The sequence below is a fragment of the Ornithinibacillus proteolyticus genome (assembly GCF_039581225.1).
In the GTDB taxonomy this organism is placed as follows: Bacteria; Bacillota; Bacilli; order Bacillales; family Amphibacillaceae; genus Ornithinibacillus; species Ornithinibacillus massiliensis.
The window spans coordinates 1-20,576 of the sequence record NZ_JBCPXV010000016.1 but is presented as its reverse complement, the minus strand read 5'-3'; the positions used below and the strand labels follow the sequence as shown (position 1 = coordinate 20,576).

The following is a 20,576-nucleotide window of genomic DNA, read 5'->3' as shown; positions in this document are numbered from 1 at the left end:
TTTCTCTCAGCTTGAAAAGCAATAACCGTACGCTAATCCGGAAAATTCAGCTTGAAACTGTAATTAACAACAACTTAACTAAAATTAAACACTCGAAAAAATAACGTATAATGGTAAAATAAGAAGTATATGTAAATATTTTCGCAATTCAAATATAGGAGGGCGCGTATGGAGGAACATTTTTCACGACCGAAGAGCTTTGGTACAGTACTAGACCAAACGTTTAGAATAAGTAAAAATAACTTTTCGACTTTTTTTCTAGTTTTCCTCATTATGGTAGGTCCACTGATTCTTTTAGATGCACTACTTTCATTAGTATCAGGAACGAGCTTCTTTCGTGATATGGCAAGTGGCTCCACCTTTTTAGACCGGCTAGTTAATACGGTAGATGAGGCATTATATGGTACCACTACTGTCTTTGACGACTTACGTACGATAATTATTGGTCTTGGAGGACTTGTATTATACCCATTAGCAACTGCCGCGGTCATACTCGCGATAGACGCAAAAAGAAGACAAGAAGAATTTACTGCCGGATCGCTTCTTAAAGAGTCACTTACTAGATTTTGGCCGATTGTTGGTAGCTCACTCTTATTCGGTGTTATCGGGTTTGGACTGATTTTCGTCCCTACTTTCATTATTGTCATGATCGCAACAGTAGGTTTAATGGTTGATCCGATTATCGGGATAGTTATGGGAGTTGTGTTATTTCTAGCTGCAGCAGTAGTTGTTGCTTTTCTACTAACTAGATGGGGACTTTATCTACCTGCTGTCGTATTGGAACCGTGCGCCCCTGGATTAGGTAGAAGCTGGCAATTAACAAGAAAGAACTTTTGGAGAACCTTTGGCTTACTTGTTGTAATTGCTCTTATTTCGATGATAATAAGTTCCGTATTTGAAGTAATCTTGACACTGCTTTTAGGCTATAGTGTGCTGTACAGTATACTTGTCGATATCATTTCAATCATTACCATGATGTTCTTCTCTGTAGGCTATGGGTTAATCTATTTTGACTTAAAGCTACGAAATGATGGGGATGACTTAATGGAAATGATTGATAACTATGAAACTACTAAACCATAATCCCTAACCTTAAGGTGATAAAAAATGACTGATTTGGATCAAGCAAGAGAGAAAATAGAAGAAATAGTAAATACCGAAGAATACTTGAAGTATTATGAGGATAATCGCGGGTTCCTAGAACGATGGTGGGATTCAGTAGTGGAATGGTTCAACGAGCTACTATCCAGAATCTTTGGATCCATATCAGCGTCTAATGGGTTTGCTACGGGATTAGTAATTGTTATAGCGATACTTGTAATCATGCTAGTTCTCCTTGCTATTTTCTTCTTACTTAGGCATTACCGGAGAAAACTTCATTATCGTGATCGTCAGCTCTATCGTAAGCAGGAGAAGAACTGGTCTTATGTAGAACATTTATCGGAAGCGGAAAAACAAGAGGAAAATGGCAACCTTCAAGTAGCAACTCGACATTTATTCTTAGCATTATTACTTAATTTTCATGAAAGAGGCTATGTTGAAGCAAGAATTTCAAAAACAAACTGGGAATATTTTGAGGAAATCAAACAGCTGGAGAAGGGTCGAGCTGAAAGCTTTTATAAGCTGGCCCGGATTTTTGATGACGTTGTATATGGAGAGCAGCCAGTAGATAGCGCATCCTATCAATCCTATAAATCATCCGTGTTGCGTTGGGTTTTAACATCGGAACAGAAACAAGAAGAAGGCTAAGGGAGGCACTCAATATTGCAAAAATCAATAACGAAGACATGGGGCTGGCTCTTTGTACTCTTAATTATTTTCATCGCCATTAGTCTTGTTTTCGGTTCTAATAAATTGGAGGAATATCCGCCCTATTTATCGACATCACCATCTCCAACCGGGGTAAAAGGCTTTTATACCTATTTAAATGAAAATATCGATTCCGTTGAACGGTGGGAAGAATCACCAAGTCAACTAGTGGAGGAAGAAAACCAGCTTCTCCTCATGGTGGAGCCGACCTTAATTTCAGATCAAGCTGTCATGAATGAGTATGTTTCATTTATGGAAGCAGGAAATACCATTCTTCTTTTCAAGAATAATTTGGAGGGTATGTTTGGAATAAGTACAACCTATGGAATGGTAGAGGGAGAAACGGTGATAATGGAAGATGCTTCTGGTTCGGAATATGAAGCTACCATGAACACACAAACACGGATATTACCGGAAAATAACGATGAAATACTATTGCAGGATGATCAAGGAGTCATCGCAATAAAACGTTCATATGGTAATGGAAATTTAATAGCAGTAAATTCACCGGACTGGCTGACGAACCACTATATTTTAGAAGCGAATAATCTCGATGTTGTATTAAGCCTATTAGGTGAAGAGAAGTGGGAGGAGATTCGTTTTGATGAATACACCCATCGATCATTAAAATCTCAGGCAATGCACGACATTTATCCAATGTGGCTACTTGTAGCAGCTTTCCAGCTTATTCTCTTTACACTATTGTGGCTTCTTTATAAAGGGAAACGATTTGGGTCAATTCGGACACCAAGGGAGGAATATGTTCGCTTTAGTGATGAACATATTACAGCACTAGCTGCCTGGTATAAAAGAGGAAAGGCATATATGGAATCCTTGAATAGCCAAGCGGATTATTTACGCTTATTACTTCGGGAAAAATGGGGAATTTCCTACCAAAAAGAATGGAAGGACTTAGAGGAAGTATTAGCTGTCAAGCTACCTTTGATAAAAGATGATGAATGGACCTCCTTTTTTAGTGAGATAGAGGCAGTTCTTCATAGAAAGAATATAACAAAGCAAGAATACTTATTATGGTCAAAACGAATGGATCGTTTACGGAAAGAGGTGGAGGCAGAATGAGAAATGAATTAACAACCTTAATAGAAAACTATGAAAAACGTATTTTAGGGCAATCTACGAATCTACGCCTACTATTATCTGCCATATTATCAGGTGGCCACGTACTTCTCGAGGGGGTACCAGGAACAGGTAAAACACAAATGGTAAAAACACTTGCAAACCTTTTGGGCGGAGAATTTAATCGAATTCAATTTACACCAGACTTACTACCAAGCGATATTACAGGTAGTACGATCTACAATATGAAGGATAGTACATTTCAGACGTTAAAGGGTCCAATCTTTGCTAATGTGTTATTAGCGGATGAAATTAATCGTACCCCGGCTAAGACACAGGCCGCACTGTTAGAAGCGATGGAGGAAAAGCAGGTTACCATTCAGGGAGAGACATACCCATTGCCGGAGGTCTTCTTTGTAGTGGCTACGCAGAATCCAATTGAATTTGAAGGAACTTATCCACTTCCAGAAGCGCAGCAGGATCGTTTTCTATTAAAGCTATTTATTCAATTTCCTTCTTTAGAAGAAGAAACGAATGTTTTATTAAATGTACTTGAAAATAAAACCTTTATCGATGAGGTTCAATCTATTATGGATATGGATACATTTCTCGCCATTCGTAAGGAGATTGAAGCTGTTACATTAAGTGATGACGTATTATCCTATATCATGCAAATTGTTCGTCGTACAAGAGATACGGAGTCGATTCGGTTTGGAGCAAGTACTCGTGCTGCAATTGCACTAGGTAAGGTTGCTAGGGCTTGGGCTTATTTATCAGAACGTGATTATGTGACACCAGACGATGTCAAAATAATTGCTAAACCTACATTAAGACACCGTATTCAGCTATCTCCTCATATGGAATTGGAGGGAGTGAACATTGACCAAGTTATTGAAGAACTTGTGGGCTCGGTTCCTGTTCCAAGATAGAGGGATTGTACCAACAAGAAGGTTCCTGGTCGGATATGCCATCCTTTCCCTAATCATTATCTTGTTAACACTTGTTGGCCTATCCTGGACCTCTGTAATACTACTAAATGTATTCGTATTACTAGCTAGTTTACTGGATTTATGTTTTACACCAAAACGAAGCCAACTAGAATTTACAAGGGTCATTTCACAGCAATTAGAAAGAGGCCTTCCATATAAGGTAGCAATCGAAGTGAGAAACGAGTCTGATTTAAGCTGTAATATGCAATTGATTGATGGGGCACCACAATCCTTTCAAGCCTCACTTCCGCTAAAGGGAGAAGTAACCGGAACAGGGACGACAACCTTAACATATGACGTAATCGCCCCAGTACGCGGTTTATACGAGTTGAAAAAAATCTATGTGCGCTATTATAGCGCCTATGGACTATGGCAGAAGCAAACCGCTCAGGAAATCATAGACGAGGTTAAAGTCATCCCGGATTTGACGGAAACGAAGAAGTATTTGGAGGATGCCCAGCACTATCTGATGCATGAAGGAATGAAAATTCGCAAACGGAAAAGTGGTGTAGGGGAATTTTCTCAAATACGTAATTACGTCGTAGGTGATGACCCGAGAAAGATTAATTGGCGCCAGACAGCTAAATTACAGTCTGTCATGACAAATGAATTTGAACCAGAGCATGGAAAACATGTGATGCTACTTATTGATTGTGGACGGATGATGGGGGCAGAATTGAAAAGTGCGAATCGGCTGGAAAGGGCATTAGAAGCTTCCATTACGGTTGCTGCAGCTGCACTTGGTAATGGAGATTATGTTGGCGTGATTGCTTTCTCCAAAGATGTTTCCGTCTTTGTACCACCAGATAAAGGGATGGCCCAATTACAAAAGATACTTCATGCAATCTATGATTTGAAGGTGGATGCAGTTGAATCGAATTATGTTCAAGCATTAAACTATTTACAAGCAGTACAGAAAAAGCGAAGTTTAATTCTCTTGTTTAGTGATATGCAAACATTTCTTCAAGAAGACCGCACGTTAGGCTACTTTGAAGGAATTAAAAGACGTCATCTATTCCTTTTAGTTACAATACAAGATGAGTTGTTAGTAAAGCGGGCAAAAGAAAATCCGAATGATGTAAATCAAGCCATGATCAAAGGTGTCGCTCAACAGCAGATTCTATATAAGAAACGTCAAAAGGTGAAATGGGAGAAGCGAGGATTTTTGATGGTGGAAGCAAAGGAAGAGCGGCTAGCAACAGATGCCGTCTCCCATTACATCCAGATTATGAATCAAGGCCTACTTTAGGTTTTGGATGAAGTAGAACTTTTCCTAGGGCGATGTAAGCAATCATACCGACTACGGTGATTCCAGCTACGATGTATTTTGCTTCGAGTGAAATAGCAGCGGGTGTGATAAAGCCTTCAATAATACCAGCAATTATGAACAGCGGAACGGTCCCTAGGAAAAGCTGTACGGACCGTTTTCCGTGATATTTTAACTGGTAGCCCCTTGAATATGCACCAGGAGCAAAGAGCTTATACCCCATCAGGAGACCGGCACCACCTGCAATAAAGATAGCGGTTAATTCGACCATACCATGTGGTACGATATAAGCCCAGAACTCATAGGACATATCATAATGCCAATACAGTCCAGCCAATGCACCAACAAGAAGGCCGTTATAAACCATTAAATATACAGTTAATAGACCAAATGTAATTCCGCTGGCGAATGCGAGAATGGCAACCTGTATATTATTGGTCATGATTTCCGCTGACATCAGGGAGGAATCAACAGATTCGTGCCCCTCACCTAATCGTTCCGGATCCACACTTTGTGAGACCTCTGCTGGAAGAACAGAATATAAATGAAGTGGATCATCAGCAATTGCAAGAAAGCCAGCAAGCCCACCAGCGAAGAATAATAAAGCGGCAACTACGATGAATTTCCATTGCTCATATAACAGTCCGACAAACTTTTTGGAAAAAAAGTCGCGAATCTGTTTCCCGCTGGTCACTTGGTTTTTATATAATAGGTTATGAGATTTACCGACTAGCTCATTAATGTAAAAGGTAATTTCCTCATTAGGGAAATAGGTCTGACTATACGATAGATGCTGACTAACCTTTTGATAAAGACTATCAAACTCGGTAATCGTCTTACTCGTCACATTTTTTCTTCCTTTACTTAATAGGCCGATATATTGCTCAAGCTGTCTCCATTCCTCACGATGGAGCTTAATAAATTGTTTTATATCCAAAGAGAGAACCTTCTTTCTGAACGGTTGTTGGTTACGTTATGTACAAAGATAATAGAATTAATGCTCTGTCACAATCACGGGAGGCTGTGATGTATCCATTAATTAGATTATTTCCTTTGTTTATAATTATAATTTAAAGAATAGTGAAACATCAACAGGAGGATTAAGATGAATCAAGGACAAGTCGAAATAAAAACACCTCAATTTGTTTCCCTTCAATATCAGGTTGCTGGACTAGGTAGTCGTGCAGCTGCAATGTTAATTGACCAGGCGCTCATCATGGTTACTAATCTTCTCATCTATCTTATCTTCATCATCGCTAACCTATCCGATATGTTTTACTTTTCGGATTCTTGGCTACCAATTGCAATCGCAATTACTATCGTATTTGTTATTAACTGGGGTTACTTCTTTTTTGCGGAATATTTCTTCAGTGGGAAAACACTTGGGAAAAAGTGGCTAGGAATTCGTACCATCCAAGAAAATGGTCATAGTCTAACACTTTTATCTAGTTTAATTAGAAACCTCCTTCGTATCATCGATATGCTACCTACTGGCTATTTTGTAGGAATGATGTTTGTATTTTTTCATTCAAAACATAAGCGGCTTGGTGATATTGTGGCTGGTACGATTGTAGTACATGAGCGAGGTGTAAAAAAAGAAAGAACCTCAAGAATAGATAAGGAAATTGCCAGACGTGGCCTAACTAAGGATAGCTTGCAACTTGAGGACTGGGCATTGCGTGCGATAGGAAATAAAGAATGGGAATTATTACGAGCTTACAGTAGAAAATTCCTGAATGTAAGTGTAGTGCAAAGAGCACAACTTACCAACCATCTTGCAGAGAAGCTACTTCCGAGATTAGGGATAGCCATTGATGGTAAGCCTATTACCGAGCGGGAGAATATTCTTCTAACCCTTTATGTGATTGCTAGAGAAGAGTGGGAATATGAGCTGTCATGAATAGATATATTATCAATACGATGAGCTAGTAGAACTTAAAAGCGAAATTCTTGAGAATCTATATGATCTATCTGTACCTGATAAAAGGTTTTATTAAACTAAAAAAGGCCAGACCCTATTTAATAAGGTCTGGCCTCTTCATATGTGAATTAAGAACGAATCCACTTCCAAATCTCGCCAGGTGTAGCATTTTTACCATACATTAAAATTCCAACTTTAAAGATCTTACCAGCAAGCTTCATAAATACGAAGATGCTAATCAGCAGAACAGCTAAAGCAATTAGGATTTCAATCCATGGCCATTCCTCTAATACGGTTAGGCGCATAATAAGAACACCTGGGGAGGTGAATGGAATATATGATGCGACCTTAGCAACTAAGCCACTTGGATCAGAAAGGACTGGTGCAATTAACACGAATGATAGGAATGGAAGCATCATGACTAGCCCTTGGAAGTTACCACTTGTAGACATATCAGCCATTGTCGCACCAATCCCAACGAAAATGGATGCGAATAGTAGATAACCTAGAATTGCAATTAACACTAATAGCAAGGTTTCCGGAACTAATAAGTACTCCATTACGGGCTCATCTATTTTGAATGCTGCAAATGGTACAACAAATAGAAGCAATACCACCACTTGAATAATACCAAGAACAAAATAACCAATAATCTTACCATTCATTAATTCACTAGGTGTCACGGATGAAAGAATAATCTCCGCAATTTTATCCTTTTTCTCCTGAGAAGCACTTTGGAAAATCATCATACCAGTGATTACGATGGAGAATAGTATGATTCCTGCAAAGAGACCCGGAACAATTTTTTCTAACGGATTATCTTCCAGCACAGATTCCTGCCCATCTTCCGTCATGATTTCATCAACAGCTACTTCTTCAAACAGTACACTAGTTGAAATGATTGCTAATTCCTCATCTGTTAAGTCTAACTTGGAAATTCTCTGCTGTTGTAATGGTCCCGCTAAAAGATTTACCTCGCTACTAAAGCTTGAAGGCATATCCTCTGTAGTATAGACAGGGATTGCGCCCGACTCTAAGCTTTCCGAGTTAAGAAAGATGTAAGCGGTATTCTCACCATTTTCTAGCTCTTCTTGAATCTCATTTTCGGTTAAATCGGTTTGGTGTAATACCCAATCTAAATCATACTGGTCAGCTGTTTCTTCCATTAAATCAAATACATTCATCTGATCATTAACAAAGATAGTTACCTCAGTTGATTCACTATCAGAACCAAATAGGCTTCCTAGAAATCCGAACGCTAGAATTAATAGTGGTGTAAGGAATAAACCAATAACAAATGATTTATTTTTTAAATTACGCTTGATTTCCCATTTTGCTACTTTCATTGAATTACGCATCTAGATCACCCGCTTCCTGAATTAACTTCCTGTTGGTCGCAATATCGATGAAGATTTCATGTAAAGAAATACGATTGATTTTTAATTCATGTACAGTTAAATCAGATGGCAAGTTTTTAAGCCAGCTTGTAGGCTCGACATCTGAATCAAGATATAGAATGGTTGTTTCGTCTTTCTCCTCTACACGTTGAACAGAGGGGATACGTTCTAAATCTTGGCGAGCATTTTTCCCACGGATTGTACATTTAAAATTAGCATATTTCGTTTTCACTTCATCTAATGTTCCATAGATAACCTTCTGACCGTTTTGAATCATAAAGAGACGGTCACACATTTCTTCGACTAGATTCATCTGGTGAGAAGATAATAGAATTGCTGTCCCTTTATCTGCAAGACTACGAATTTCTTCTTTAAACAGCTCTTGACTAACAGGATCTAGACCAGAAAAAGGCTCATCTAATATTAAGAGTTCCGGTTCATGGAGAATAGCACCGATAAATTGTACCTTTTGCCCCATCCCTTTCGATAGCTCTTCCATTGAAACCTTTTCTTTTCCTTCTAAATCAAATTTCTTCAAATACATGAGAATCCGTTCTTTTGCTTTATCTAGTGGATAATCTTTTAGATCGGCTAAGTACAGTAAAATATCCATGACTTTCACATTCTTGTATAACCCGCGTTCTTCTGGCAAATAGCCTATCTTGTTGCGAGGAATTTCTTTTCCTTGATGGTTATGAAACGTAATCGATCCTTCATCGGGATACATAATCCCCATAATATTTCTAATCGTGGTGGATTTACCAGCACCATTAGGACCTAAGATGGCCATGATCTCGCCTTTCCTTACTTCAAAGGAAATCCCCTTTAAAGCCTGTTTGTCTTTGAAGGATTTTCTTAACCCTTCTACGGTCAGCATAACTTCCATGTTATTCCTCCTATAGTTCTTTTTTTGTTAGTAATAGGGTAATAATGTCTTCCATTTCAAGTGAACTACGGTTATTCCATTTCACGTTATTCATTTCAAGAAAGTGTTCTGTTTCTGATGGGTTATCTGAAATTAAAACATTCCCCTCACGTGATATGGCACCAGGAATTGGGGTTTCTGGAACGGCACCAGCTAGCCAATAACGGGCATAATGTTCCATTAGTTCCTCTTTTTCAAAGTTACCAATTACTTCCCCGTTATGTAGTACGAATAAGTAATCGGAAAGTTTCCTAATATCATCAATTTGATGACTTGCAATGATAATGGAACGATTGCCAGGCTCCATCCAATCTACTAATAAATCGATTAATAATTTCTTAGATGGGATATCCATAAAATTGGTAGGCTCATCTAAAATAAGTAGTGGTGCGTTTCTAGGGATGGTTAGGGCAAGGTTTAATTTTTGTTGGACACCCTGTGAAAGTTTACCAAACCTTTTATCGACTGGAACATGAAATAATTCAATCATTTTCTGGTATAGACGCTCATCCCAATTTGGATAAAGTGGGGCAATTAAATCCTTTAACATCGTACCAGTGAATGAATCCCAGCCTATAGTGGTTTGGGGCTGGTAGGCAACAAACTGCTTCCAATTTTCATTATCACCGTGGACTAACATATTGTTTACTTTGATATTTCCCATTTGTGGCTGTAATAAATTCATGATTAATTTCAGTAGTGTACTTTTACCAGAGCCATTATTTCCGACTACTGCGGTGATCGTTCCGGGTTCTATTGATAAATTAACTGGACCAAGATGAAAATCATCTACATCTTTCTCAAGATTTTCAATATATAGTAGAGAATTCGAATTCATAGCTAATTATCTCCTTTCTCTTTCAATTCCAGTAGTTCGAGAAAAATCTTCCTAACTTGGTTTAGACTGTAGTCATAGCTTAGTGCGGTATCAATAGCATTTTCTAAGACGTTATAGACAGAGGTTACTTTGACCTCTTGTTTTAAATCCTCAGATATATCAGCGACAAATGTCCCTTTCCCTTGAGAGGTTTTAATGAAGCCTTGCACCTCCAGGTCTTGATAGGCTCTTCGTGTTGTAATAATACTAATTTCTAAATCCTTTGATAAGACTCTGATAGAAGGAAGTGGTGTGCCAGCAGATAAGTGACCACCAGCAATAAGGGCCTTAAATTGGTTCACGATTTGGTGATAAATAGGCTCTCTTGAATCCTTTGAAATCCTGATAGGAAGTTCCACGATATACACTCCTTTCTATTAGAGGAAATCAACCTGTTTAAATTGTTTGACCATTTTGTTCTTCCAATAGTTCAATCCAATAATGGCCGCCATAATGGATAGAATCGCAGAAAGAAGCGTCCACTTTTTGGCAATAATAATGGTCCATTCTACTATTCCGTAAGTAAAGAAGGTTGGAAAAGATAGGATTAATATTACAATACCAAGTAATAGTATTACAGATAGGACAGTTGTAAGCCGCGAACCATTATTATTAGTTCCAATATCTATAATAAGTGCACTATAGCCTATATAAATACCGAATGATAGCCAAATAATGGCGAATGAAATATAGGCATCTAGTTCCATCATGCTTTTTATTTCTGGACTAACTAGATAAAGCATGAGGAACATATATAATTGAAATGGGAATGAGCTTAAAAAATAGTGAATGATAGATTTCAATACAATAGTTTGTTTCTTAATTGGTAAGCTTAAGCCCATAACAACCGTTGGCGACACCCATGTATGACCACTGATTCGTTGAAATTGTAATCCCATAGGTCTGTGCCATATGGGACCGTAAATAAATAGCAGTAAGAAAAACAAATCCAACCCGACAAATCTATCCTCTTGATTTTGAAGAGTTATCAAAAATAAGATGGTGAACAAGGAATAGAATAAAAATAACCCAATAAAACTTTTCCATGATATTTTGATTTCTGTTTTGACTAATGGAATAGCAGCTTTAAAATTGTCTTTTAGCATGTCATAACCTCCATATCTTTATCCGTAACGAAGTTTTTTTAGAGCTTTTCTCATAGAGCCTATCCATGCTTTATATCCAATAACTGCTATGATGATGGAAATGCCTGCTGCTAACAGTGGAAGATTATTGGCGAATACAATGGACCAATATACAATTCCATGTCCAAATAAGACGTGAAAGATGGTTAGTATCATAAATGTTAGTAGAGTTAATAGGGTAAAGGTAATTAGGGAACCTACATTAGTTACTGCCAATCCTTCCGAACCGATATTTAATTTCGGAATGGAATAACCCAAGCTGATGGAAATGGCTAGCCAAATCATACAAAAGGACAGAAATGAACCAACGGACAATATATTGGTTAACGGTGTTGCTAGGTATAGTATTAAAAGTGCTACAACCTGTATAGGAAATGTATACAGAATGTGCATAATCAATCTACTAGTTATAATCACTTCATCTCTTATTGGTAGCTGCTTTTGCAAACAGACGATAGGTGAAGCAAATAGACCATTTTGCAATTGCTGAACTTCAAAGTTCTTTGGCTTAGGGAATAGTGGAGATGAACTAAATAGCAAAAGGAATAAAAAATCAAATAAGATTGTTCCATTTTCCATATAGGATGAAAACTCCCTTATGAAAAAGAGTGTAAACATGATCGTAACAAGATATGCCAACACAATATTAATAACTGATTTCTTTATCTCCCACTTATTTAGTTGAAATGCCGTTTTCCAACTATTCATGGTAGTCTCCTCCTCACAAGTGTTATACTGTATATATCTATATGCACAGTATAACTTTAGCTTTTGATTCTGTCAACAGGAAGAATAGAATATTGTGAATAGTTCCCTTCAAGCTTTGTACCCACGCATACTATGACCTATCTAAAAAGCTCACATTATGCACGTTCACAATTTTGTAAAATATATTGTGAAATAATGCACAAATAGATATTTACATAAATAAGTTCACATGTTATTATCAAGGTGTAATAAGGAAACACACTTACAATATATTGTGAAATAGTGAGCAATTAATTAAACAAGATAAAAAAGGAGATGGATTAAATGTTGAATGTTATTCGGGAAAATAAAGTAGCAGCGGGGATTCTAGCAATTATACGTATTTACATTGGTTATGCATGGTTAACAGCTGGTATTGGGAAATTAACTGGTGGAACATTTGATGCAAGTGGATTTTTACAAGGTGCGATTGCAAGTGCTGGAGGAGATCATCCGGCAGTACAAGGATGGTGGGCAACATTTCTAGAAACAGTAGCTCTCCCAAATGCCGATCTATTTAGCTTTATGGTTATGTGGGGAGAGATATTAGTAGGTATTGCACTCATTCTAGGTATTTTCACTAACTTCGCAGCATTAATGGGCTTAACAATGAATTTTGCATTTCTATTCAGTGGAACAGTAAGCACAAATGCACAAATGGTTCTATTAACCGTGTTCCTAGTAGTGGCAGGATTTAATGCTGGAAGATATGGACTAGACAGATGGGTAATGCCTTTCTTAAAAGCACATATGCCAATTCGTAAGCATAGAGAAAAAGTTGCCGTGGCATAATGAATAGGAACAAGCTGGTCACTTACAGGGTGGCCAGCATATATTCACCATAAAATATAGGTTCTAAAAGGAAACATTAAATAGGATAAATTATGGTACGCCACTTTTTTCAATTAATATTAGTCTTTTGTTCGTAACGTTATATAAATCTCTTTTAAGCTTGCCTCATGGTTATGTGAATTGAACTAATTTCTTCAACTCATTTTCCATTGATTGTTGCTCCATTTTAGAGACATTTCCCATTAGCCCATCAAAGATTGCAAAGACACTTCCTCCAACTATAGAATAATTACATGTTTAGCCCTTTCTATTCATGTGAATAATGTAAATAATTAACATTCAGTTGGAGGGAAAAGCATGATTAGAAAATGGGTCATTATTGTATCAACCATCGGGGTAGTTTTAGCTTTGGCTTTAGCAGTCCTCAACCATGATGGCGGTCAAGAGGACAATCCGAGTATCGAGACAACCGGTACATTGAAAGAGGTATCTGATTCACTTCTAGTAAGTCTGATAAATAATAAGGGTGAGCAAATTGGTCATGCCAAGCTAACGGAGACATCAGAAGGAGTGAGCATTAGCCTCGATGCCTCTAATTTACCACCAGGTCCACATGGATTTCATATTCATGAGAAGGGAGTCTGTGAAGCACCAACCTTTGAGTCAGCAGGTGCACACTTTAATCCGACTAATGCCAAGCATGGCTTCGATCACCCGGAAGGACCACATGCAGGTGACTTACCCAATGTGGAAGTGAAGGCTTATGGTTCCGTGTCCACAACGGTGGTAGCCAATATGGTGACATTGGAAAAGGGAAAAGATCATTCACTATTACGTGAAGGTGGAACAGCATTAGTCATCCATGCTAATCCGGATGATTATAAATCGCAGCCTTCTGGTAATGCGGGTGACCGAATTGCTTGTGGCGTAATTGCAGAATAAACAATAGTAGGACTCCGAGTAAAGCAGCTTGGAGTCTTTTTTCTGTGGTAAGGAATAATGTATCGCTATTCTCTTTTTTTGACGTGGTAAGAAGTTACCATTTAAATGTTCACTTTAAACAAATTTTGAAAAAAAGTAACATTTATCATTGACATATTTGTGAATATGGAACATAATGATGTTAGTTACTAACATTAAAGTGTTAAAAGATAACGAAAAAGGACTGATGAGATGCAACCATCAGAACGAAGACAATGGGTTTTAGAAAAGATAGAACTTGAAGGTAAAGTGGAGATTGATTCACTTTCCAATGAATTAAATGTATCTCCGATGACAATTAGACGTGATTTAGATCAGCTAGAGGAAGAAGGTCGCGTGATTCGAGTTCATGGTGGAGCAGTAGCGGCACGTACCCTTATTCCGGAAACGCCTTTCCTTACAAAAGAAGGCCGACATACTGAAGAAAAGAGACAAATTGCTAAGAAAGCATTATCCCTTGTGAGAGACGGTCAAATTATCCTTTTGGATTCAGGAACGACAACATTAGAGATTGCTAGATTGTTAAAGGTTAAACAAGATTTAACCGTCATAACAAATGATATAAAAATAGCAGCAGAATTAGTTGATAGTAAATTGAAAGTCATCGTAACCGGTGGAGAATTACAAAATGATGTTGGAGCATTATTTGGTCCGCAGACACATCACTTTTTAAAAAACATCCATGCGGATTTATTTTTCCTAGGTGCACATGCCATTGATTTACAAGCGGGTATTATGTCACCAACATTTGAGAAATCATTAGTAAAACAATTGATGATGGAAGCGGCAGAAAGCACATGGTTAGTAGCCGATTCTAGCAAAATTGGTGAACGTGCATTGTCCAAGGTATGTGATTTACAAAGCTTAACAGGGTTTATAACCAATGAACATATTTCTGAAGAAGTAAAAGACCAGCTCTCAGAAATTATGCCGATTATATAACAACTGAGGTGATACATCATGAAGGTTGGTGTTGTTGCGGACGATTTAACGGGCGCAAATGCAACCGGTGTCAAATTAAGTAAACAAGGCTTTACAGCGGCGACTGTTGTATTTAATGATGAAATTCCAGAAATGGATGAATTAGATGCTGTTTGTATTGATACAGATTCACGATATGCATCTGATCGGATTGTCATGAATCGAGTAAAAAATGCAACAGAAAAATTCCGCACTTGGGGTGCACAAGTAATTTGTAAACGGATTGATAGCACTGTTCGAGGGAAGATTGGTTTGGAAATTGATACGATTTTAGATGAAGTTGGAGATGATAGTCTTGCTGTTGTCGTTCCATCGTTTCCAGACTCAGGAAGAGTGTGCTCAGGTGGTTACTTACTTGTCAATGGTGCCCCAGTACAAGAAACAGATGTAGCGAAAGACCCAGTTATGCCAATTAAACAGTCTTACGTACCAGCTATTATTGAAGAACAAAGCAAATTTGAAGTTGCCCATATCGGATTAGATACTGTCTTAACGGATTCAGCGAAAATCAAAGCAGCCTTTGATTCCCATATCCAAGACGGGAAGCGAATCATTGTAGTGGATGCGGTGACAGATGAAGATATTGAAGAAATTGCTGAGGCAATGGTGCAAATTCAAGGAGTACAACTTATTCCTACTGACCCAGGCCCATTAACAGCATCTTATGCAAGGGCATATTCACATCAACATGTTGAACAAAGCAAGGTTATTGTGACAGTTGGTAGTGTAACAAGTTTAACAGGTCAGCAGTTACATTATTTAAAGGATAAAACGAATGCTACACCTGTTTATGTAGCAGCTGAAAAACTAGCTACTATGAAGGATTCCTGGGAATTAGAAGTGAATCGTGCCGTGAAGGAAGCGTTAGAACGGATCCATCAGGATGATGTCCTTATTATTACAACCCACAAGGAGCAAAACGATTTAATAGATTTCCAATCGATTGCTGCTATGGAAAATGCTACCCAAGATGCCTTAGCGAAACGTATAACCGATGGCCTTGCAAAGATAACGAGACTAGTAATGGAACAAACAAATTACACTATTCAAGGTTGTTTTACAAGTGGTGGAGATGTAACCGCATCCCTTTGTGCGCTAAGCATGGCTTCAGGTATTAAGCTAGAGGATGAGGTATTACCACTTGCAGCATATGGAACACTGATAGGTGGACATTTCCCAGGGCTACCTATCGTCACAAAAGGTGGTATGGTCGGGGATAAAAAATCTATTTTTGCATGTGTAAAATATTTAAAAACAAAAAGGAGTGCAGCACGATGACAAAAGTAAGAGAAGTTATTGCGATACCAATGGGAGATCCAGCAGGAATTGGACCAGAAATTACAGCGAAAGCACTAGCTAACCAAGAGATTTACGATATGTGTAAACCGGTTGTGGTTGGAGATGCGAACGTCTTTAAGAAAGCAATCGAAATTGTCGAAAAGGATTTAACAGTGAATGTAATTACTTCCCCAGAGGAAGGTCAATATGAATATGGTACGGTTGATCTAATTGATTTAAACAATATTGATATGACAGAGCTAGAGTATGGGGTTGTTCAGGCACAATGTGGAAAAGCGGCATTTGAGTATATTGAGACATCTGTTAATCTAGCAAAAGCAGGTAAGGTAAAAGCTTTAGCAACCACACCAATCAATAAAGAATCCTTAAAAGCTGCCGGTGTTCCTTACATTGGACATACGGAAATGCTTGAATCATTGACCAATACAAAAGATCCATTAACCATGTTTGAAGTACGAAATATGCGTATCTTCTTCTTAACACGTCATCTTTCACTTAAGGATGCCATTGCACAAATGACAAAAGAGCGTGTTCGTGATTATTTAAACCGTTGTGATAAAGCACTTCAACGACTTGGAATCGAAAACCGTAAAATTGCAGTTGCAGGATTAAATCCACATAGTGGTGAAGGTGGACTATTTGGAATGGAAGAAGTAGAAGAAATCCGTCCAGGTATTGAAGCTGCTATTGAAGATGGACTTGATGCTGTAGGACCTGTACCAGCTGACTCTGTTTTCCACCATGCATTGAATGGGAAATTTGACGCGGTGCTATCGTTATACCATGACCAAGGACATATTGCTGCCAAGATGACAGACTTCCACAGAACGATTTCTATTACCAATGGTCTACCGTTCTTAAGAACATCTGTTGACCACGGTACGGCCTTTGATATTGCTGGTAAAAACATCGCGGCAAGCTTAAGCATGGAAGAATGCATCAAGCTCGCAGCACAATACGCACCAAAATTCACTGCAGACACAATGGAATAAAGGATAAAAATTACTGAGGATGCGAGTCATCCTCAGTTTAAAACCGGTGAAATGAAAGCCATTACACTGTTATGGGGGAATAAAAATGGAAGTATCAGGAGTTCAAATGATAATTGGACTAATTATCGGTATTGCATTACTAATTTTCTTTGTATTAAAAACGAAGATTCATGCATTTTTAGCATTATTAATAGCAGCATCCATAACCGGTATCATCGGAGGAATGAGACCTACTGATGTAGTATCTACGATAACAAGTGGATTTGGAAGTACGTTAGCTTCCATTGGTATTATTATTGGTCTTGGAGTTATGATGGGACGAATATTAGAGGTTTCAGGAGCAGCAGAAAAGCTTGCCTACACATTAGTAAAGAAGCTCGGTAAGAAAAAAGAAGAATGGGCTATGGCTGTAGCAGGGTATATTGTTGCAATCCCTATATTTGTTGACTCAGCATTTGTTATTTTACAACCTTTAGTAAAAGCGCTTTCGAAGAAGACTGGTAAATCAGTTGTTGCATTAGGTGTAGCATTAGCTGTTGGCTTAGCGGCGACACACCATACGGTTCCACCGACACCAGGTCCATTAGGAGTAGCAGGAATATTTGGTGCAGATGTTGGACTAATGATTTTAACTGGATTATTATTCTCTGTTCCAATTATTATTGTCGGTGTACTTTATGCAAAATGGATTGGGAATAAAATATATCAACTTCCTGAAGCAGAAGGGGAAGGCTTTGTAAGACCAGACGAAAAAGAAGTATATAAAGAATTTCTAGAGGCGGTGGAAGAAAGAGAACAGAATCTTCCTTCCTTTACGAAAGCAATTATGCCAATTCTTATTCCAATTATTTTAATCTTCCTAAATACTACCTTGGGTGCACTTCAGGATTCAGGGATAGTCGCAATGAATGAAACATTTCTCGATTATGTAAAATTCTTTGGTAATCCTGTAATAGCTGTTGCACTAGGATTAATATTTGCTATTTATACGCTAGCAAACAAGCTCCGCCAAGCTGAAGCATTAGATCGTATGGAAGAAGGTATCAAAACAGCTGGTATTATTTTATTAGTTACTGGTGCTGGTGGAGCACTTGGGGAAGTTCTTCGTGTAAGTGGTACTGGTGACTTTATTGCAGAGCAAGTTGCTACTTGGTCTATTCCAGCTATTTTAGTACCATTCTTTATTGCGACATTTGTACGTTTAGTACAAGGTAGTGGAACAGTTGCAATGGTTACGGCTGCTTCTATCTCAGCGCCAATTGTAGCTACATTAGATGTAAATCTTGTACTAGCAGCACAAGCAGCAGCATTAGGTGCGATGGTATTCTCGTACTTTAACGATAGTTTATTCTGGGTAGTAAACCGAATGCTCGGTATTAAGAATGTGAAAGAGCAAATTCTAGTTTGGTCTGTACCAACTACGATTGCATGGGGCGTAGCATTAGTAATGCTAGTAGTTGCAGATTTCGTTGTTCGTATGTTTTAATTAATAACTCTCAAGCGTCATGATGCTTGGGAGTTATTTTGGTTACAATCTTGTGCTGTAGGAAAAAAGAAACAGCTTTATCGATATAAATAAACCACTTATACGAATATATGTTCGTGTTTTTGTCAAAGCTATATATAATCGGGACAAGATAATGTTTCATAGGTGTTCGGCTTCATCTTATTATTGGAGGTGATGCTACTGAGAATATATGAGGTCATGATGGTGCTTGGAAACTTCGGGACATTGCTGTTAACACTTCTTGCTTTCGTTTACAGCCTGATTAACAGAAATTAAAATAGGCCCACCATAACGGAGGACCTACACGAGTCATGAGTAGCCGAACCTAAAGGAACCGCTTATCATAGAGTCCAGTGGCAGCTGGACTCTTCTATTATGTTTAGTATATCATAACCCGTATCAACTATAGGTAAATTTTCGCGGTTTCGAAAGGATTTTTATATTTTTTACCCCATTCCTATTCTAGTCATACTCATGTATAATGTATTTCGAGCATCGAAAGAAAGGAGATAAGAATGGGCGCACAATTGGAACTACAACAAAATGAAGAAATAAAAGAAAAAATTTGGACGCGAGACTTCATTCTAATATGTCTGGCTAATTTTTTTATCTTTTTCGGGTTTCAAATGACATTACCAACACTTCCAATCTTTGTAAAGGAGTTGGGAGGAAGTGACCAGTTAGTCGGTGTTATAGTCGGCATTTTTACGTTTTCAGCATTACTTTTAAGACCTTATGCTGGTCACGCATTGGAGACTAAAGGGCGACAATTTATTTATATGATTGGGTTAGGAATTTTTGTCATCTCAATCGGTTCCTTTGCCTTTATTGCAAGTATTACGTTTCTTATTATTATGCGGATTGTTCAAGGTGTAGGTTGGGGTCTATCAACAACTGCGACCGGTACGATAGCGACGGATATCGTTCCTGCTAGCAGGCGTGGTGAGGGGCTTGGTTACTTTGGGCTTTCTGGTAATATCGCGTTAGCCTTCGGTCCAGGGCTAGGACTGGCATTAGTAGGGAAGATTTCATTTGCAACTTTATTTCTAATTTGTGCTGCATTAGGTTTAGTGGCGCTACTTCTTTCTTCAAGAGTCCGGTATAAGAAGGTAGAACAAATCCCTGACAAAGCTGTTACTCCAAGATTTGATGTGTTTGAAAAATCGGCGATTCAGCCTTCTATCTTAGTATTATTTATTACCTTTACATTTGGAGGAATTGCAACCTTCTTACCATTACATGCTATGGATCATGATGTAGCTGGTATTGAATTATATTTCTTTATTTATGCTGCATTCCTATTTATTTCCCGCACCTTTGCTGGAAAAATCTATGATAAAAAAGGGCATGTATACGTATACTTGCCAGGTACCTTCATGATACTAGTCGCCATGATTCTACTAGCCTGGTTACCTAGCACCTTTGTTCTATTAGTTGCAGGGGGACTATATGGGTTAGGATTTGGAACGGTTCAGCCGGCATTACAAGCGTGGGCAGTTGAAAAAGCGGCAAATAATCGGAAAGGAATGGCCAATGCCACCTTCTTCTCATTCTTTGATTTAGGAATTGGATTCGGAGCATTAACCTTTGGTCAAATTGCTTATCTGTTTAATTATAGTACGATTTATCTAACTGGGGCGGTTTCTATCTTCATTTCCATGCTAGTCTATGGATTAATGGTTATAAAAACGAAAAAGGAGCATACAATTAGACAAACGAAGCAAAGTTAATTAAATTGCTTCGTTTTTTTGTGTCATTTGAAAACCCCTGGCTATGCCGGGGGTTCCGGAGAGCTTATAGCGTGGTATTAAAATTAAAAAAGGCCTCTCTTCGTGATAAGATATAGTTGGTTTCCCGACCACTACATCAA

Annotated in this window: 21 protein-coding genes; 14 read left to right on the top strand and 7 right to left on the bottom strand. The window is 38.2% G+C overall.

Features of this window, described 5'->3' with window-relative positions:
- Positions 1-168: 168 nt before the first annotated feature.
- From AAIB49_RS09415 to AAIB49_RS09395, 5 genes are read left to right on the top strand one after another with little or no spacing between them, the layout of a single operon-like run.
- Positions 169-1,083 carry a hypothetical protein gene (locus tag AAIB49_RS09415; RefSeq protein WP_339212929.1) on the top strand — a complete coding sequence of 305 codons (915 nt, stop codon included), beginning with the start codon at positions 169-171 and terminating at the stop codon, positions 1,081-1,083.
- Positions 1,084-1,107: 24 nt separating this feature from the next.
- Positions 1,108-1,749, top strand: coding sequence for a DUF4129 domain-containing protein (locus AAIB49_RS09410; RefSeq protein WP_343457920.1), 642 nt, complete (start codon positions 1,108-1,110; stop codon positions 1,747-1,749).
- 15 nt (positions 1,750-1,764) lie between these two features.
- A complete protein-coding gene (locus tag AAIB49_RS09405; RefSeq protein WP_343457919.1) occupies positions 1,765-2,889 on the top strand; it encodes a DUF4350 domain-containing protein in 1,125 nt (374 codons plus the stop codon).
- Positions 2,886-3,815, top strand: a complete 930-nt coding sequence (locus AAIB49_RS09400) for an AAA family ATPase (RefSeq protein ID WP_339212934.1) — start codon at positions 2,886-2,888, stop codon at positions 3,813-3,815. Before AAIB49_RS09405 ends, AAIB49_RS09400 begins: the two co-directional genes overlap by 4 nt.
- On the top strand, positions 3,766-5,124 hold the full coding sequence (locus AAIB49_RS09395; protein WP_343457918.1) for a DUF58 domain-containing protein: 1,359 nt from the start codon (positions 3,766-3,768) through the stop codon (positions 5,122-5,124). The genes AAIB49_RS09400 and AAIB49_RS09395 overlap by 50 nt, the downstream gene beginning before the upstream one ends.
- On the opposite strand, the gene AAIB49_RS09390 is transcribed toward AAIB49_RS09395, so the two are convergent.
- On the bottom strand, positions 5,102-6,079 hold the full coding sequence (locus AAIB49_RS09390) for a stage II sporulation protein M (protein ID WP_343457917.1): 978 nt from the start codon (positions 6,077-6,079) through the stop codon (positions 5,102-5,104). The two genes, AAIB49_RS09395 and AAIB49_RS09390, sit on opposite strands and share 23 nt — an antisense overlap.
- Positions 6,080-6,247: 168 nt before the next feature.
- Between AAIB49_RS09390 and AAIB49_RS09385 the strand changes: the two genes are divergently transcribed.
- Positions 6,248-7,042, top strand: a complete 795-nt coding sequence (locus tag AAIB49_RS09385) for an RDD family protein (RefSeq protein ID WP_343457916.1) — start codon at positions 6,248-6,250, stop codon at positions 7,040-7,042.
- Between the two features lie 149 nt (positions 7,043-7,191).
- On the opposite strand, the gene AAIB49_RS09380 is transcribed toward AAIB49_RS09385, so the two are convergent.
- From AAIB49_RS09380 to AAIB49_RS09355, 6 genes are read right to left on the bottom strand one after another with little or no spacing between them, the layout of a single operon-like run.
- On the bottom strand, positions 7,192-8,421 hold the full coding sequence (locus AAIB49_RS09380; RefSeq protein ID WP_343457915.1) for an ABC transporter permease: 1,230 nt from the start codon (positions 8,419-8,421) through the stop codon (positions 7,192-7,194).
- Positions 8,414-9,346: an ABC transporter ATP-binding protein gene (locus tag AAIB49_RS09375; RefSeq protein ID WP_339212944.1), complete on the bottom strand. Its 933-nt coding sequence runs from the start codon at positions 9,344-9,346 to the stop codon at positions 8,414-8,416. Before AAIB49_RS09375 ends, AAIB49_RS09380 begins: the two co-directional genes overlap by 8 nt.
- A 10-nt stretch (positions 9,347-9,356) precedes the next feature.
- Positions 9,357-10,223 (bottom strand): ATP-binding cassette domain-containing protein, encoded by an 867-nt coding sequence (locus AAIB49_RS09370; RefSeq protein WP_339212946.1) that lies wholly within the window; start codon positions 10,221-10,223, stop codon positions 9,357-9,359.
- Between the two features lie 2 nt (positions 10,224-10,225).
- A complete protein-coding gene (locus tag AAIB49_RS09365; protein ID WP_339212948.1) occupies positions 10,226-10,621 on the bottom strand; it encodes a GntR family transcriptional regulator in 396 nt (131 codons plus the stop codon).
- Between the two features lie 18 nt (positions 10,622-10,639).
- Positions 10,640-11,368: a hypothetical protein gene (locus tag AAIB49_RS09360; protein ID WP_343457914.1), complete on the bottom strand. Its 729-nt coding sequence runs from the start codon at positions 11,366-11,368 to the stop codon at positions 10,640-10,642.
- 18 nt (positions 11,369-11,386) lie between these two features.
- Entirely contained in the window at positions 11,387-12,115 is a 729-nt protein-coding gene (locus tag AAIB49_RS09355) for a hypothetical protein (protein WP_339212952.1), read from the bottom strand.
- A 324-nt stretch (positions 12,116-12,439) separates the two neighbouring features.
- Here AAIB49_RS09355 and AAIB49_RS09350 point away from each other — a divergent pair, with 324 nt between their 5' ends.
- The 8 genes from AAIB49_RS09350 (at position 12,440) to AAIB49_RS09315 (ending at position 20,436) form a co-directional block, all read left to right on the top strand.
- On the top strand, positions 12,440-12,946 hold the full coding sequence (locus tag AAIB49_RS09350; protein WP_343457913.1) for a DoxX family protein: 507 nt from the start codon (positions 12,440-12,442) through the stop codon (positions 12,944-12,946).
- Between the two features lie 357 nt (positions 12,947-13,303).
- The gene (locus tag AAIB49_RS09345) at positions 13,304-13,888 is read left to right on the top strand and encodes a superoxide dismutase family protein (RefSeq protein WP_343457912.1); all 585 of its coding nucleotides are present in this window, start codon (positions 13,304-13,306) and stop codon (positions 13,886-13,888) included.
- Between the two features lie 231 nt (positions 13,889-14,119).
- The gene (locus tag AAIB49_RS09340) at positions 14,120-14,869 is read left to right on the top strand and encodes a DeoR/GlpR family DNA-binding transcription regulator (protein ID WP_343457911.1); all 750 of its coding nucleotides are present in this window, start codon (positions 14,120-14,122) and stop codon (positions 14,867-14,869) included.
- Positions 14,870-14,887: 18 nt separating this feature from the next.
- Entirely contained in the window at positions 14,888-16,186 is a 1,299-nt protein-coding gene (locus tag AAIB49_RS09335; protein ID WP_343457910.1) for a four-carbon acid sugar kinase family protein, read from the top strand.
- Positions 16,183-17,199 (top strand): 4-hydroxythreonine-4-phosphate dehydrogenase PdxA, encoded by a 1,017-nt coding sequence (gene pdxA / locus AAIB49_RS09330; RefSeq protein WP_343457909.1) that lies wholly within the window; start codon positions 16,183-16,185, stop codon positions 17,197-17,199. Before AAIB49_RS09335 ends, pdxA begins: the two co-directional genes overlap by 4 nt.
- An 85-nt stretch (positions 17,200-17,284) precedes the next feature.
- Positions 17,285-18,685: a GntP family permease gene (locus AAIB49_RS09325; protein WP_343457908.1), complete on the top strand. Its 1,401-nt coding sequence runs from the start codon at positions 17,285-17,287 to the stop codon at positions 18,683-18,685.
- A 195-nt stretch (positions 18,686-18,880) separates the two neighbouring features.
- Entirely contained in the window at positions 18,881-18,982 is a 102-nt protein-coding gene (locus AAIB49_RS09320; protein ID WP_343457907.1) for a putative holin-like toxin, read from the top strand.
- A gap of 239 nt (positions 18,983-19,221) precedes the next feature.
- Positions 19,222-20,436 (top strand): MFS transporter, encoded by a 1,215-nt coding sequence (locus AAIB49_RS09315; RefSeq protein WP_343457906.1) that lies wholly within the window; start codon positions 19,222-19,224, stop codon positions 20,434-20,436.
- Positions 20,437-20,576: the final 140 nt, after the last annotated feature.

Bases quoted from the DNA above. Each gene is read 5' to 3' on its own strand.
- AAIB49_RS09415 (WP_339212929.1), top strand. From the start codon at position 169: ATGGAGGAACATTTTTCACGACCGAAGAGCTTTGGTACAGTACTAGAC.
- AAIB49_RS09410 (WP_343457920.1), top strand. From the start codon at position 1,108: ATGACTGATTTGGATCAAGCAAGAGAGAAAATAGAAGAAATAGTAAAT.
- AAIB49_RS09400 (WP_339212934.1), top strand. From the start codon at position 2,886: ATGAGAAATGAATTAACAACCTTAATAGAAAACTATGAAAAACGTATT.
- AAIB49_RS09385 (WP_343457916.1), top strand. From the start codon at position 6,248: ATGAATCAAGGACAAGTCGAAATAAAAACACCTCAATTTGTTTCCCTT.
- AAIB49_RS09380 (WP_343457915.1), bottom strand. From the start codon at position 8,421: ATGCGTAATTCAATGAAAGTAGCAAAATGGGAAATCAAGCGTAATTTA.
- AAIB49_RS09375 (WP_339212944.1), bottom strand. From the start codon at position 9,346: ATGGAAGTTATGCTGACCGTAGAAGGGTTAAGAAAATCCTTCAAAGAC.
- AAIB49_RS09370 (WP_339212946.1), bottom strand. From the start codon at position 10,223: ATGAATTCGAATTCTCTACTATATATTGAAAATCTTGAGAAAGATGTA.
- AAIB49_RS09360 (WP_343457914.1), bottom strand. From the start codon at position 11,368: ATGCTAAAAGACAATTTTAAAGCTGCTATTCCATTAGTCAAAACAGAA.
- AAIB49_RS09355 (WP_339212952.1), bottom strand. From the start codon at position 12,115: ATGAATAGTTGGAAAACGGCATTTCAACTAAATAAGTGGGAGATAAAG.
- AAIB49_RS09350 (WP_343457913.1), top strand. From the start codon at position 12,440: ATGTTGAATGTTATTCGGGAAAATAAAGTAGCAGCGGGGATTCTAGCA.
- AAIB49_RS09345 (WP_343457912.1), top strand. From the start codon at position 13,304: ATGATTAGAAAATGGGTCATTATTGTATCAACCATCGGGGTAGTTTTA.
- AAIB49_RS09340 (WP_343457911.1), top strand. From the start codon at position 14,120: ATGCAACCATCAGAACGAAGACAATGGGTTTTAGAAAAGATAGAACTT.
- AAIB49_RS09335 (WP_343457910.1), top strand. From the start codon at position 14,888: ATGAAGGTTGGTGTTGTTGCGGACGATTTAACGGGCGCAAATGCAACC.
- pdxA (WP_343457909.1), top strand. From the start codon at position 16,183: ATGACAAAAGTAAGAGAAGTTATTGCGATACCAATGGGAGATCCAGCA.
- AAIB49_RS09325 (WP_343457908.1), top strand. From the start codon at position 17,285: ATGGAAGTATCAGGAGTTCAAATGATAATTGGACTAATTATCGGTATT.
- AAIB49_RS09320 (WP_343457907.1), top strand. From the start codon at position 18,881: ATGCTACTGAGAATATATGAGGTCATGATGGTGCTTGGAAACTTCGGG.
- AAIB49_RS09315 (WP_343457906.1), top strand. From the start codon at position 19,222: ATGGGCGCACAATTGGAACTACAACAAAATGAAGAAATAAAAGAAAAA.